Origin of the sequence: uncultured Lacinutrix sp. (assembly GCF_947500325.1) — a bacterium.
Classification (GTDB): Bacteria; Bacteroidota; Bacteroidia; order Flavobacteriales; family Flavobacteriaceae; genus Lacinutrix.
Genome location: NZ_CANMRQ010000012.1, coordinates 91,553 through 107,464, shown reverse-complemented (window position 1 = coordinate 107,464; position 15,912 = coordinate 91,553). Strand labels below are relative to the sequence as shown.

The window sequence follows — 15,912 nt, the reverse complement described above, 5'->3', positions numbered from 1 at the left end:
GGTATCTGTTGGTAATGGATTAAAGGCATAAACACCACCTGGTGTAACTACTGAATCTACTGTTCCACCATCACATGCTGGTAGCATTGTAAAACTCGCATCATTTGTGATATTAACTGTTACTGTAAATGAACTTGTTGATGGGCAGGTTCCATTAGTAGTATAATCTATAGTATAAGAAGCTCCTGATGTTCCATTGGTTATTGTTCCTGTAGTAGCGTCTATTATTGCAGCATCTGTAGGTAATGGATTAAATACATAAGTTCCGCCTGGTGTAACTACTGAATCTACTGTTCCACCATCACATGTAGGAATCATTGTAAATGTGGAATCATCAGTTGTAATAACTGTTAAACTAAAAGAACTTGTTGCAGAACACGCTCCAGTAGTAGTATACTCAACAGTATAGGTAGCTCCAGATGTTCCACCAGTCACTGTACCTGTTGCAGGGTCAATAACAGCTGCGTCTGTTGGAGCAGGATTAAATGTATAAGCTCCTCCAGGAGTAACTACCGTATCAACAGTCCCTCCATCACATGTTGGCAACATTGTAAATGTAGAATCATCTGTGGTTATAACTGTAACATCTTGAGTAGTTGTGCTTGGGCATATACCTGCAGTAGTATACTCTACTGTGTAAGTAGCTCCTGATGATCCATTAGCAATAGTACCTGTATTAGCATCTATAGTCGCTCCATCTCCTGGTAAAGGATTAAAAGCAAACATACCACCTGCATCTCCTGTTATTACAATAGTACCTCCTCCACAAGTAGGTGTTGCTGTAAAACTAGAATCATCTCTTTCATTTACTATAAGGTCGAATTCTCCTAAAGGATCTGTTGTTACATTAAAACAAGATGCATCATTATTTAATTGTACACGAACAAATATAGGTTGAGGATTAGCAATATTATTATAAAGACTAACTAATGCTCCAGTTCCTGCAGTTGCTTCAGCTAAAGTTAAATGGTAAGTAACGGTATAATCTGTAGCAGATTGACCGCCTAAAATAGTAGCAGATTGAGATTCTAAGTCAAAAGGTTCTGTATCATCATTTGAAGCATCATCACATAATTCCATATCCATTACTGGATCAATTGTAGGTTGCGATGTTATATTTAATGTGAAAGATTCAGTCTCATAACAATCTGACGTTAAATACTCTACTCTAATAAAGATTGTTTGCGGTGTTCCTAAAATTGCGCTAGAACTATAGGCATTAGGATTTGGTATAGGATTGGTTTCATTATCCGCATCCATTTGAGTCTCATAATAAGAGATATTTAAATCTCCAGGATTTGGAGCTGCAGCAGTAACTACAGCATCATTCTGAGTTAGGTCAAAAATATACGGTGGTGCACCAGGATTACATAAAAACAAATTATCTGGTGCAGCAGTGATAATTTCTGGCAATACGTCAATACATACTTGCTCAGTATATTCACAACCAAAATCATCTGTTGTTCTATAAGTGTAACAATATTGACCTGCAGCAGGCGGTGCTACTGTTATTGTATTCCCTACTGTATTCGTAATTGTTGGATCTGGATCCCAACCTTCGGTAACTGTTACTGGAGTAAAAGATAACAATGGAGGTTGTAAAGCTGGATCAAATTCAATACTCCAGAAAAATATAGTTCCATCATCAGCAAAAATATTATCAGTTATTGTAATTATCCAATCACCATTAATAGGACTTCCTATGAAATCATCAAAATTACCTATAGGTAAATAAGTACCAGGTGTATAAGAAGCATTAGGCGGATTTGAACCAGCAGTAATTGTTGGTGCGTTAGCTAATATTGTTGCGCCTGTAGTTGAAAAACAATAATCTGCACCAACACCAGGTACGCCATTATCATTATTATCTGCTCCACCCATATAAGTACCACCACCTGCTTGGGCAAAAAGTTGTACTTGGACTCCATTTGGACTCGTTAAAAAGATATCTAAATCACCAGCATATGAGTGTTCTATATTGAGACAAACAGAAGCGACTTGATTTCCTGATACAATTACCTCTGTATCAGCATAGCAATTTTCTACAATAGCACTAGAAGCATAACTCACTCCACTACCATCTGGTAAAGCCGTTTGCGAACCAGAGGCTGGTGTACAATCAAAAATAAATTCAGTAGGCATTACACCTCCAATAATATCTGTCGACTCTCCAAAACATAAAGTTGAATTAGCTGCTTGAAGGAGAAAACTAGGATCTGTTCCTACTTGTACTATTTGGTCTATAAAATTTGTACTAGAGCACATAGTGGGAGCATTAGAAGTGTTATCATCAGTTATTGTTAAATTAACTAAATACACACCTTCGTTAGGATAATTATGAGTAACTGTTTGTCCAGTACCTGTAGTTCCGTCTCCAAAATCCCATTCGTAAGTTGCCCCTGTAGGATCCACAGAAAATGTTCCTCCACCATTAAAAGTAATATCATCACCTTGACAAACTTTAATAGAACCATCTGCACTTATAGCAGGTGTTGTTGAATCTATTTGAGCTGTAATATCTTGACATGGTTCTGAACATGATATAGCCGCTTCCCAACCTGTAGTAGTTGCAGAAGCATCTGAAGTAAACACAATTGTTAAACAACCTGAAGGATTAGCAACAGGTGTAGCCGTTACGAAACCAGGATTATTAGCAGCTCCGCCACCAGAATAAGTACCTAGAATAACTGCAGCATCTGCCATTGTACTGTTATAAATCATCATAACATCACTATTAGTCTGTGTACTAAACTGAGTAAAATTTAATTGCACCATATTACCTGGTACATCTGGACATATCGTTAATGTAAAACTCTCATTACTACCATAATTCCCTGCTCCTCCAGAATCTAAAAAAGTCCCAGAACATTGATTAATAGTGCCATTTTGCATCAAAACATCTTGAGATAATGCAACAGTTGATATAAATAAAAATGAAATTAATAATGTAAACCTTTTCATTGTTGTATTTTTTATTGATGTTGTGATTTAATAATTATGAAATAATTGGTATTATCAATCCTATATATACTAGCTCCATTTCCATGGTATCTTACATTATATTTTAAGACATTAAAAGTTTCCGGATTATATCCTGTATCCATAGTTAAATTACTATTGTAATTATTAAACAAGCCTACTTCACTTAAAAGCTCATACTTGTCTTTATGCTTAATTAAATCTGCTTTATTTACAATTTCAATTCTATTTCTTAATAAATGCTTCATATATGTTAGATACTCTGGTCTATTTAAAACATATTCTTCTAATTTGTCTGCATACACTTCTTTTAAGTTTGCTAACTCTTTAGCTGTTAAAGGAGCATTTACATTGTCCTTATATTTTACCGTTTTTTGAATTTGTTTTATTTGCGACTGTGCAGTTACATTATATATACTAAATGTAAATACCAAAGCAAACATGTAGAGTAATTTTAATTTCATTTTACGTGTTGATTTAAGTTTCTAAAAATAGAAAAAAAGAATTAACTTTTGTTAACGATAAGTTAACTTACTAATAAAACAGTTGAAATTAAAAAACTCCTACCTAAGCGCTCTAATTTTTTTATTACTTATCTTTGCAGACTAATGCTTTTTTTGAATAAATGAAAATTGAAAATTCCACAAAAAATTACGATGATTTAGGTGAAAACCATGTAGGCACATCTACTGAAACCCCTATGAAATCTGACGCTTTTAAGCTTTCTGACAAAGAAAAAATTGAAAGCATAAAAAAAGATGTGAAAAACATCATGGAAACTTTAGGTCTAGACCTAACTGATGATAGTCTTAGTGGTACACCTAAACGTGTAGCAAAAATGTTCGTTAATGAAATTTTTGGAGGCTTAGACCCTAATAAAAAACCAAGTGCTTCAACTTTTGATAATAAGTACAAATATGGTGAAATGTTAGTTGAAAAAAACATCACTGTATATTCTACATGTGAGCACCATTTACTGCCTATTGTAGGGAAAGCTCATATCGCTTATATTTCTAATGGAACAGTAGTAGGTTTATCTAAAATGAATCGTATTGTAGATTATTTTGCAAAGCGCCCACAAGTACAAGAACGCTTAACCATTCAAGTTGTTAAAGAACTTCAAGAAGTATTAAATACTGAAGATGTTGCCTGCGTTATAGACGCTAAACATTTATGCGTCAATTCTAGAGGAATACGTGATATTGAAAGTAGTACTGTTACTTCTGAATTTGGCGGGCAATTTAAAAACAAAGAAACTAAACGTGAGTTTTTAGATTACATAAAACTAGACACTAAATTTTAACAATTTAGCTTTCATCTTTTAATAATCAATCATTTTTAATCTTTACAAACAATCGCAATGCAGCTTTATCAAAATCAGCATATAAACATATATAATTCTTTAACCGGAAAAAAAGAAACCTTTAAACCTATAAACAGTGGTTATATTGGCATGTATGTTTGTGGACCAACAGTATACAGTAATGTGCATTTAGGTAATGTAAGGACATTTATGTCTTTCGACATGGTTTTTCGCTACCTTAAACATTTAGGTTATAAAGTTAGATATGTACGAAATATTACAGATGCTGGTCATTTAGAGAATGATGCAGATGTTGGTGAAGATAAGATTACTAAAAAAGCAAGATTAGAAGAGATTGAGCCAATGGAAATTGTACAGCGTTATACTGTTGATTTCCATAATGTTTTAGACAAGTTCAATTTTTTACCACCAAGTATTGAGCCAACAGCAACAGGTCATATTATTGAGCAAATAGAATTAATAAGTAAAATTATTGACAACGGGTTTGCTTACGAGGTAAATGGTTCAGTTTATTTTGATGTACATAAATACAATGAGACCAACGACTATGGTATATTAAGTAAGCGTAAGCTAGAAGATTTAATTCACAATACACGTGCATTAGATGGGCAGAGTGACAAAAGAAACCCTCAAGATTTTGCACTATGGAAAAAAGCAGAACCAACTCATATTATGCGCTGGCCTTCTCCTTGGAGTGATGGATTCCCTGGCTGGCATTTAGAATGTACAGCTATGAGTACTAAATATTTAGGAGAGCAATTTGATATTCATGGTGGAGGAATGGATTTAAAATTCCCACATCACGAGTGTGAAATAGCGCAAAATCAAGCTGCAAAAGGTCAAGCTCCTGTAAATTATTGGATGCATGCCAATATGTTAGAACTTAATGGCGCAAGAATGAGTAAGTCTACAGGTAATATTATTAATCCTGCTGAGTTACTTTCTGGTAAAAACGACATCATGTCTAAAGGATACAGCCCAAGTGTTATTAGATTCTTCATGATGCAATCTGCCTACCGAAGTGTTTTAGATTTAACTGATGCTGGTCTACTAGCAAGCGAAAAGGGTTTTAACCGTTTAATGAATGCTGTTGATGATTTAGAAAGTTTAAAAACTTCTAATAACAGTTCTTTTGATATAAAAAAATGGAAACAGAATTGCTATAATGCAATGAATGACGATTTTAACACTCCTATTTTAATAGCAAATTTATTTGAAGTTGTAACCCATATTAATGCAATCAAAGAAACAAGAGCAACAATTACTGCTGATGATTTAAAGTTATTAAAAGAAACCATCTCTACTTTTGTATTTGATATCTTGGGACTAAAAAAGACTTCTGAAGATAATGCATCTGGAACTGATAAATTAACTGGAGCTGTTGAATTACTTATTGCATTAAGAAAAGAAGCAAGAGTAAATAAAGATTTCGCATTGTCTGATAAAATACGTGATGAATTAGCAGCTGTTGGTATTCAACTTAATGATGGAAGAGACGGCACAACTTTTTCAACCAATTAATGCATAATAAACATTAACTTATATGTTGATGCTATAATAAAATAAAGTGAAGCATATTTTAATTGCACCGTTTTTATTTATTATTAAAGTATATCAAACTTTAATATCTCCATTTACGCCCGCAACTTGTCGTTACCAACCAACTTGCTCTCATTATACTAAAGAAGCTTTACAAAAACACGGACTACTTAAAGGCGGAAAATTAGCTGTAAAAAGGATTTTTAGTTGTCATCCTTGGGGAGGAAAAGGTTACGATCCTGTTCCTGACAAGGATGACAACTAGCCAACACACCAGCTCGCTCATTCACTAAAAATGTACACCGCACATTTTTTTTTAACGTTCTGACGCTTTGGGAAGGAAAAGGTCACGATCCTGTTCCTTATAAAGAAGAATAATTGTATTAATGATTTGTTATAAACTGAATTAAATTCAGTATAAATATTATATTTACAATCATAAAAAAAAATCTATGTATTTACTACAGTTCGATTGGAATCCGATAACAGGATTTGATATCGTTGGAAATTTCAAAATTCATTTTTACAGTTTAATGTGGGTTATAGCTTTTGTTATAGGCTGGAATATCATGAAACGTATTTTTAAAAGAGAAAAAGTAGACGTAGAATATCTAGATCCTCTTTTTATATATACAGTTTTAGCAACTATGTTAGGTGCCCGTTTAGGTCATGTGCTTTTTTATCAATCTGAATTAATTACTCAAGACTTTTTTAGCATCTTTCTTCCTTTTAAATTTAAAGGAGGCTTTGAATTTACTGGATTTCAAGGTTTAGCTAGCCATGGTGCTGCTATAGGTATTATTATAGCACTCTATTTATACCGTAAAAAATACAAATACAAATCTTTAATGTGGATTTTAGATCGTGTTGTTATTACTGTTGCTTCAGGTGCCGTTTTTATTAGATTTGGTAATTTTATTAATTCAGAAATTATAGGAAAAGTTACAGATTCTTCTTTTGGTGTTCGCTTTATTCAAGAAGAATATAGTAAAAATACTATTACTCGTTTAACAGGTATAAAAGACTACAAAGAAGCATATCAAGCAGTAACCAATAACCCTCAATTCCAAAACCTCTTAGAAGCTGTACCGTATAGACATCCTGCACAATTATATGAATCATTTTCTTATATTTTTGTTTTTCTTATTCTCCTTTATTTTTATTTAAAAACTGATAAAGGAAATCAACCAGGTTTTTTGTTTGGTTTGTTTTTAGTACTACTATGGACTGTTAGATTCTTTGTGGAATTTGTAAAGGAAGCCCAAAATATTGAAAGAGCAGATTGGCTTTTAAATACTGGCCAATGGCTAAGCATTCCTTTTATTATTATTGGAATTTATTTTATGTTTATTTACAAACAAAAAACATCTACTAAATAATGAAATTTTATAATTCTATTTTTTTTGCAGCACTATTTATATGTGCAATTTGTTTCACAGCATGTAAAAATGAACCAAAAACAATAAAACAAGCTGAAGTCTCTTTTATTAAAGAAGGAGAATTAACACTCTACAAAAGCACAAGTGATTCTATTATAGCTAAACTAAATATAGAAGTTGCCAAAACAAGTTTTGAGATTGAAACTGGCTTGATGTATAGAGACTCTATGAAAGAAAACCAAGGTATGTTGTTTGTTTTCGATGACATTCGCGAACGTAATTTCTATATGAAAAACACACGTATTCCTTTAGATTTAATCTTTTTAGATCACAATAAAACTGTTGTTAGTTTTCAAGAAAATGCACAGCCTTTAGATGAATCATCTTTACCATCTAATGCTTTAGCTCAATTTGTACTAGAAGTTAATGCTGGTTTAGCAGAAAAATGGCTACTTGAGGTTGGAGATCGTATGGAGTATTTTGAATATAAAATTGTAAAATAATGACACCGTTAGTTGTTGAAATAGAATCTCACAATGAACATTCTATTTTTTCAACTCTTTTTATTCCAAAAAAATCAAACTCAAGAAGCATTGTCATTTCATCTGCCACTGGTGTTTTACAAAACTACTATTCTAAATTTGCCACTTATTTTTGCTCTTTAGGCTTTACTGTATATACATTTGACTATTCTGGAATTGGCTTATCACATTCGAAGACTATAAAAAATAACACGTCTAATTTATACGATTGGGCAAATAATCAGGCTCATGTTTTACAGTATGTAAATAAGCAAAACCCTAAACACAAAATTATTTTAATTACACATAGTATTGGTGGACAACTTATTGCTTTTAATCATAATATCGAATTAGTAGATAGCATTATTACTGTAGCTTCTCAATCTGGTTACTGGAATATGTTTAATGGTTTTAACAAATTAAAAATGTATTTGTTCTGGAATTTAATCATTCCTGCTACTATTCCATTTTTTGGTTATTTCCCCGCTAAAAAACTAAAGCTTTTTGAGAATTTACCTAAACAAGTTACTTATCAATGGAGGCAATGGGGAAACAAAAAAAATTACTTCCTACATTATGCAAAAAAAGAAGACTTAGTTTTAGATAAAATTAATTGCTCTATGTTAATTTTAAGCTTCCCAAAAGATGAATTTGCACCTAAACGAACTGTAGATTGGTTAGCTAATATTTTTAAAAATGCAAAAGTAGACAGACGCCATATATTACCAGAAGAAATAGATAGTCCTAATATTGGGCATTTTGGATTTTTTAGAGAACGTTTTGAATCTTCACTATGGCAATTAACTCATGATTGGATTAATATCCATTTAGATAGTAAAAATACCTAACATTAGGTGTTTAGATATTTAGATTAATATACTAACTTAGTAATAGCTAATAATCTTATTCTTTTTTTAATGAGTTAAAACACGTCTATTATGAAAAAAATCTCAAGTCTTTTTATTCTCTTTATCAGCATAACATTGTATGGTCAAGACTACCAAACTGTTGACAATGTTGTTATTCAAAATAACATATATGAAGTACAGGCAAAGTATGAACCCAGTTCTTTTGTACTAAAAATTATAGATGGTACAAATTCTACTGAAAGTGGAAATATTATTAATGCAGTAGACAGCACTGTATTCTTTAATATATTTAAGCAATTAGTTCTAAGCTTAGATTCTGCAGCCACTTTTGCAGTTCCAGAAACTACAGCTATTGAAGGCACCAGAACTAAAATATCAAAAAAACGAGAAGCTCTAAAAAGTGTATTACAAAAAACCACAGAGACAATAGATGGCGAACCTATTGAATATTCTGGCACAATAACCCTTAATAATATTGTAAAGATAAAAACTACAGACTCTGATGAGTGTGGAGATCAAAAACAAAAAATTCTAGGAGACTCTGAACCTGTTTTAAATATTAATAAAGCCTATATAAGTTTTTTTAATAATAAAGCCTCTACTATTGTTTTAGAAGGAAAAATAGATAATGATAGTACAAAAAAAATAGTTATAGTAAATAACGACTTTAGTGTACCTGTTCGATATTTTAATAACTATGGTAGTACTAATTCCTTTTCTATTAATAATGATAGAAAAAAATGTTTTGAGATTGACTATAACGATGTTTTTGATTATGGTGCAAATCAGCATTTTAATTACTCTATAGCAAACAGCGAATTACATTTTAAAAAAGACACTTTAGTTAGAAGTGTTAGACAAAGAAGTTTTTTCGATTTCTTTACTGCTGTGTTATTTACTGATGCATTGGCATTGGATCAAAATAATAGTAATAGTTTAATTAATGCCCAAGCAAAACTACTTATTCCAATAAATCAAAGAAACATAGGAAAATGGAGTTTTATTAGACAAATGCTTACAGAAGTAAACATTGCACTTTATAACGGCTCATCTGACAACACTAGAATTATTGAAAGTAAGGACGGAAGTACTTTTAGTAATTTTGATTTACTAAAGAAAAGCAACTTAAACGGAAAGTTAAATTTAGATTTAATCTCTCATGAAGCAAAAGGTTATTTTTCTTATATTTCTTTAGGGTACAATGCTACTTTTCATAGAACAGCCTTTAAACAAACGACAACAGTAACTGGTCAAGAAGACAGTGTGGAAACTGCTCAACTTTTCTCATTGAGCCATGGCCCGGTTATTAATGTAGAAATAAGACCACAAACAAATTTTGGCGCAGATATAAGTGCTAGTTTAGAAAACTTAACCTATAATAATGGTAATGAAATAAGCGGAACAAACATAGAAAGCTTAATGACAGATAAAGGTTTTAATCATTTTGGTTTTAAATATAACGTTGTAAATGTTAAAGCCGATTTTTATTGGTTAACAAACCCTACCAAAGGGAAAAAGGGTGGTATTTTTGCAAGAATAGGCGGTTTTTATCACACACAAAGCTATAACATATATCCTCAACTCATGGTTGGATATGCTACTAACCTTACGTCTTTTGTTAATAGATTTAAGCCTCAAAAATAATAACAAACAAAATTTAAACAAAAAGCCTTTCAACATCATACTGAAAGGCTTTTATTATTTTAAAAAAAATATTTTAAATTTTGATTAACTTTTTAATAAACAAAACGCCTTCTAGGTTATTAGATATTTTGAGAAAATATGTTGCATTTTCTAATTCATCTAGATTATTAACTGTAATAACTCCATCAAGACCTGAAACATTTTCATCATAAACTAATCGTCCATTTAAATCGTAAATAGAAAGATTTAAACTAGCAGTAATCATATTAAATGGTAAATTAATTGTAATATTATTTTTAAATGGATTTGGAGAAATCTTTAAATCATTAATTGCAACTTCTTCCACTCCAAGTATATTTCCATCTACACCATCACAATTTTCATCAATACCATTACCAAGAGCATCAACAGCATCTGGATTAATTAAATTATTAGTATCATCACAATCTAAGTCATTAGCTACAAATCCAATTGGAGACACACTAGAACACTCATTTACAAAAACATTAGAATCTCCATAACCATCATTATCATTATCTCTATAATATGTAACAGGAGACTCATTTTGATCTGCTACATTTATACAAACCTCTTCTGTATATTCACAACCAAAACTATCTACAACTCTATAGGTATAACAAAACAAACCAGATGCCATAGGAGCTACAGTGATTTCATTTCCATTAACTCCAGTAATTGTTGAGTCGCTATCCCAAGATTCTGATACAATTGTTGGTGTAAAAGAAAAGTCTTGCATAGGAACGCTTGGGTCAAAATTTAATTCCCAAGAAAAGATATAACCATTATCTGCAAAAATGTTATCTAAAATTTCAATACACCAATCTCCATTAAGAGGACTTCCTACTAATGCATTAAATGACTCTACTGGAAGATAAGTTCCTGGAGTCCATGAATCAGCAGGAGGACAACACCCAGCAATAATTGTTCCCGCGTTTTCTAATAAAGTAGTAGCAGACATAGAAAAACAATAATCTGCGCCTATTCCTGGTACTGGATTATCATTATTATCAGCACCTCCAAAGTAAACACCACCACTAGCTTGAGCAAATAGAATAGCTTCCTGACCACTAGGAGAAATAATTTTTATATCTAAATCTCCAGAATAAGAATGTTCCATATTTAAACAAATATCAAGAATTTGAGATGGACTTGTCAATACTGCATCTGGCGCAAAACAACTAACTGTTACGCATGTACTATATGCTATTCCACTTCCGTCTGGCAAAAATGTCTCTTCACTAATTGGAGGAGGACAATTGTATACCACTGGAACTGAATTAACAATACCTTCAATTGAAGTTGTCTCTCCAAAACACAATGTATCATCTGTAGCTTGAGTTCCTGTAAAATCGGGTTCACCAGATACATTAATTACTTGATTTATTGAATTTGTGTTTGAACATCCTAACGGATTTGAATCCGTATTGGTATCCCTAATATTTAGATTAACAATATAAAAACCTGGCGTATCATACGAAAATGTTACTGTTTGACCGGCTTGAGTAGTACCATTACCTAAATCCCATTCGTAAGTAGCTCCTGCTCCATCAATTTCAAAAACACCACTACCATTTAAAGTTATACTATCTCCTGTACATACTTGAATATTACCTTCTGTATTTGCAACAGGCGTAGAAGAGTCTAACTGAGAAATAATGTCTTGGCAAGGCGTAAAATTAGAAATATTTGCAGACCAACCCATTGTGTTAGCTACTCCATTTGAGACAAAACGAATAGTTAAACATCCAGAGTTATTATTAATACTTGCCACCATAACACTTGGTAAATTAGCAGCTCCTCCACCGCTATAAGTTCCTAAGATTGGACTAGATGTATTAACACCATTGTATATAGACAGTATATCAAAAACTGCCTCTGTTGAAAACTCTGTGAAGGTTAGTTGAATTTTATCTCCTGCTTGATCTGGACATATTGTTAAAACATAGTCTTCATTATTTGAATAGTTAGATGCACTTCCTCCTGAATCTAAAAATGTTCCTGAACTCATATTGACAGTTCCATTTTGCATAAGTAGGTCTTGTGCATTTGTATGTAATGAAAATATTGTAAAAATTATTAGTAGCGTTTTTTTCATAGTTAGTTTTATTATTGGTTAGTTAAGATTTTTATTAATTTTCAACAAATTGAAGTCTATTCAATAGATACCAAAACTGATAAAAGGTTGCGTAAAATTAGATGTATTATTTTCTAGATAAGTACACGCTTCTATTTCTTATGCTACGCCATATACTTTTTTTAACTAAAATTTATCAGGAATTACATCACATCATTTAAAATAATATTCAGAAATAAAAATAATTAAGTGAATCTCTTATTCATAGCCCAAATATATATTCGCAAGGAACTAATTCAAATTTGAGCCTAATAAGTAATAATTGCGTTTTATTTAAATATCCAGACATCTCACAAATAAAAATTAACAGCTTTATGTTTTTATTAAATTGAAGGCACAAAAAAAGCCTTTCAGTATCATACTGAAAGGCTTTTTATTATTTTAAAAAATGAGATTAAGCTTTCACTTCTTCTAATTCTTCTTCTTTTACTTTATTCTTTAACGCCTCTGTAGCATCTCCTTTTTTCACTGTATCGTACATAATTGGTGTCGCGATAAATAATGAAGAATAAGTACCTACAATAACACCTACGATAAGTGCAAACATAAATCCTCTAATAGATTCTCCTCCAAAAATGAAGATTGCTAATAACACTACTAATGTAGTTAAAGAAGTATTTAATGTTCTACTTAATGTACTACTTAATGATTTATCAATCACTTTGTTAAATGGCCAGTTAGTATGCTCGTTGAAAAATTCACGAATTCTATCAAATACTACCACGGTATCATTTAACGAGTAACCAATTACAGTAAGAATGGCTGCAATAAAGGCTTGATCAATTTCCATTGAGAACGGCATAAACTTGTATGTTACAGAGAATACACCTAATACAATTAATACATCATGGAATACGGCAGCTACTGCACCAAGTGAGAATTGCCATCTTTTAAAACGCAATAATATATATAAGAACACAACTATTAACGATCCTAAAACAGCCCAAAAAGAGGCTTTCTTAATATCATCGGCAATGGTTGGACTTACTTTATATTTCTTAAGTAAACCTACAGTCTTACCTTCTTTATTATCAATAAATGCTGCATAATCCATACCATTTAAATGTGGTTGCAATGCAGTAAATAATGTTTTTCTCATTTCCTCGTCAGCTTCTTCTGTAGCTTCATCGATTCTATGTTTTGTTGTTATTTTTAATTGATTGTCTGGTCCAAAAGTTTTAGCATTTGCACTACCAAACACAGCTGGATCTGATAATGTTTTAGAAATTTCTGAAGCACTTACTGGTTGGTCAAAACGTACTTGATACGTTCTACCTCCAACAAAATCCACACCTTGATCTAAACCATTTGTAAATAATGATCCTAAACTTCCTGCTATTAATATACCAGAAATAATATAAGCCATTTTACGCTTCTTTAAGAAAGCAATATCAATGTTTCTAAATAAGTTTTTAGTTACACCTGTAGAGAAATCTAATTTCCCTCCTTTGTTTACATACCAGTCTACTAATAATCTAGTAATAAAAATTGCAGTAAATAACGATGTACCAATACCTATTAATAATGTTGTTGCAAAACCTTTAATTGGTCCTGTTCCAAAAATGAATAAGATTAATGCCGTTAAACCTGTTGTAACGTTTGCATCTAAAATAGACGATAATGCATTACTAAAACCATCTTTAACAGATGACTTCAAATCTTTACCTTTAGATAACTCCTCTCGTATACGCTCGAAAATAAGTACGTTCGCATCCACAGACATACCAATAGTTAATACTATACCTGCTATACCAGGTAAAGTTAGTACTGCTCCAATACCAGATAACACACCAAAGATTAATAAGATGTTTAATAACATAGCAATATCTGCAAATAAACCAGCTTTACCATAATAGAACACCATCCATACTAATACTAATACTAATGCAATTAAAAATGACATTGTACCACTATCAATAGCTTCTTGACCTAAAGTTGGTCCTACTTCATCACTTTGAATAATAGTTGCTTTTGCAGGTAACTTACCAGCACGTAATACGTTAGCTAAATCGATTGCTTCATTTACTGTAAAATCTCCAGAAATTTGAGAACTACCTCCAGCAATTGGACCATTATTAATACCTGGTGCTGAATATACTTGATCATCTAAAACAATAGCTATTTGACTTCTATCTTTATAGGCTTTAGTTGTCATTTGCTCCCAGATTTTAGCACCTCTTGCATCCATTTGCATAGATACTACTACTTGGTTCGCTAAGCTATAATCTTGTCTAGCATCATCAATACTTCCTGTTAACGGTGCTACATTATCTCTATTTCCTTGTAAAGAATATAATGCTACTAACTCACTATCTTTTTCTGGCTTACCAAAAACAAACTTTACATCTTTAGCATTTGCTGGTAACATTGCCTTTACATCACGACGATTTAAGATGTCCATTACTTTTTGCTTATCAGCAATATTAAACATACCAATAATTGGTCCACCTTGATAACCTGCTCCTTTTATTAAATCTAAAAATGGGTTAACAACTTTAGTTGTTTCATCTGTTTCACCCGTTAAATCTCCAATAATATCTTCTGTTTCATCTTTTTCAGCTTCTGTATCTGCAGCATCTTCTGTAGCTGCTTCTGCTGTATCTTCAGTAGCTTCTAATTCATTTTTAAGTAATGTATTTACATCACTAACATATTGAAATAACCCATCTGCTTTCATAGCAAACCAGAACTCTAGTTGTGCTGTTCCAGTAATTAATGCTTTAGCACGTTCTACATCTTTAACACCAGGTAATTCTACTAAAATCCTTCCAGATGTTCCTAAACGTTGAATATTTGGAGATGCTACACCAAATTGGTCAATACGAGTACGTAATACTTGTAGTGCTGAAGTAATTGATTCATCTATTTTTCTAGAAATCACATTTTTAACTTCACTCTCTGGAGTATCCATTCTAATTTCATCTTCTAAAGAACGAGTTGCAAAAATATCTGGAGATGATAATTTTTTATCTCCTTTAATCGCATCAAAAGAAGTATAGAAATCGTCTATATAATCGTTTTGAGAATTTGTTTGAAGTATATCTGTATCATCCAATGCTTTATTAAAAACAGGGTCTTTACTATTATTAGCTAAACCTTTTAAGATGTCTTTTACAGATACTTGTAAAATTGCTTCTAAACCTCCCTTAAGGTCAAGACCTAACTTCATTGAGTTTTCTTTAACCTCTGCATACGTACTTCCTAAAAACACACTTTCTTTAGACGTTGCTAAAGAGTCTAAATAACTTACTTCGTGTGCTCTTCTTTTATCTTTAAATTGATCTACAGAAGTATCAAATTTACTTACTGCTACTGTTTCTGCTTCTTTCTCAATTGAGCTGTTTTTAAAAGAGAAAGAGAGTTGGTAAATACTTACCAATCCGAATAAAACTGCAAATAGTTTTACTAATCCTTTGTTTTGCATTTTGTTTTTATTTTGGTCAAATTATTAATTTGGCAAATATATACTTACCTATTAATTTGACAATTAATTGTTATGATT

Annotated in this window: 11 protein-coding genes; 7 read left to right on the top strand and 4 right to left on the bottom strand. The window is 31.8% G+C overall.

From position 1 onward, the window contains the following. Together Q0997_RS14210 and Q0997_RS14205 are read right to left on the bottom strand one after the other, a co-directional pair. A partial coding sequence (locus tag Q0997_RS14210; RefSeq protein WP_299889985.1) for a PKD domain-containing protein occupies positions 1–2,961 on the bottom strand: 2,961 nt, incomplete at its 3' end. Positions 2,962–2,972: 11 nt separating this feature from the next. Next, positions 2,973–3,443, bottom strand: coding sequence for a hypothetical protein (locus Q0997_RS14205; protein WP_299889983.1), 471 nt, complete (start codon positions 3,441–3,443; stop codon positions 2,973–2,975). A gap of 161 nt (positions 3,444–3,604) precedes the next feature. Between Q0997_RS14205 and folE the strand changes: the two genes are divergently transcribed. From folE to Q0997_RS14170, 7 genes are all read left to right on the top strand, one after another. Then, positions 3,605–4,282, top strand: coding sequence for a GTP cyclohydrolase I FolE (folE, locus tag Q0997_RS14200; RefSeq protein WP_299889982.1), 678 nt, complete (start codon positions 3,605–3,607; stop codon positions 4,280–4,282). A 57-nt stretch (positions 4,283–4,339) separates the two neighbouring features. Further along, positions 4,340–5,824 carry a cysteine--tRNA ligase gene (gene cysS / locus Q0997_RS14195; RefSeq protein WP_299889980.1) on the top strand — a complete coding sequence of 495 codons (1,485 nt, stop codon included), beginning with the start codon at positions 4,340–4,342 and terminating at the stop codon, positions 5,822–5,824. 46 nt (positions 5,825–5,870) lie between these two features. After that, complete coding sequence (gene yidD / locus Q0997_RS14190; RefSeq protein ID WP_299889978.1) at positions 5,871–6,107, top strand: membrane protein insertion efficiency factor YidD; 237 nt, start codon at positions 5,871–5,873, stop codon at positions 6,105–6,107. 187 nt (positions 6,108–6,294) lie between these two features. Then, positions 6,295–7,221: a prolipoprotein diacylglyceryl transferase gene (lgt, locus tag Q0997_RS14185; protein WP_299889977.1), complete on the top strand. Its 927-nt coding sequence runs from the start codon at positions 6,295–6,297 to the stop codon at positions 7,219–7,221. Next, positions 7,221–7,724, top strand: a complete 504-nt coding sequence (locus Q0997_RS14180; RefSeq protein WP_299889975.1) for a DUF192 domain-containing protein — start codon at positions 7,221–7,223, stop codon at positions 7,722–7,724. The genes lgt and Q0997_RS14180 overlap by 1 nt, the downstream gene beginning before the upstream one ends. Next, positions 7,724–8,590 (top strand): alpha/beta fold hydrolase, encoded by an 867-nt coding sequence (locus tag Q0997_RS14175; RefSeq protein ID WP_299889973.1) that lies wholly within the window; start codon positions 7,724–7,726, stop codon positions 8,588–8,590. Before Q0997_RS14180 ends, Q0997_RS14175 begins: the two co-directional genes overlap by 1 nt. Before the next feature lie 90 nt (positions 8,591–8,680). Further along, positions 8,681–10,255 carry a hypothetical protein gene (locus tag Q0997_RS14170; RefSeq protein WP_299889971.1) on the top strand — a complete coding sequence of 525 codons (1,575 nt, stop codon included), beginning with the start codon at positions 8,681–8,683 and terminating at the stop codon, positions 10,253–10,255. 73 nt (positions 10,256–10,328) lie between these two features. On the opposite strand, the gene Q0997_RS14165 is transcribed toward Q0997_RS14170, so the two are convergent. Together Q0997_RS14165 and secDF are read right to left on the bottom strand one after the other, a co-directional pair. Next, a complete protein-coding gene (locus tag Q0997_RS14165; RefSeq protein ID WP_299889969.1) occupies positions 10,329–12,371 on the bottom strand; it encodes a PKD domain-containing protein in 2,043 nt (680 codons plus the stop codon). Between the two features lie 433 nt (positions 12,372–12,804). Then, positions 12,805–15,834, bottom strand: coding sequence for a protein translocase subunit SecDF (gene secDF, locus Q0997_RS14160; protein WP_299889967.1), 3,030 nt, complete (start codon positions 15,832–15,834; stop codon positions 12,805–12,807). Positions 15,835–15,912: the final 78 nt, after the last annotated feature.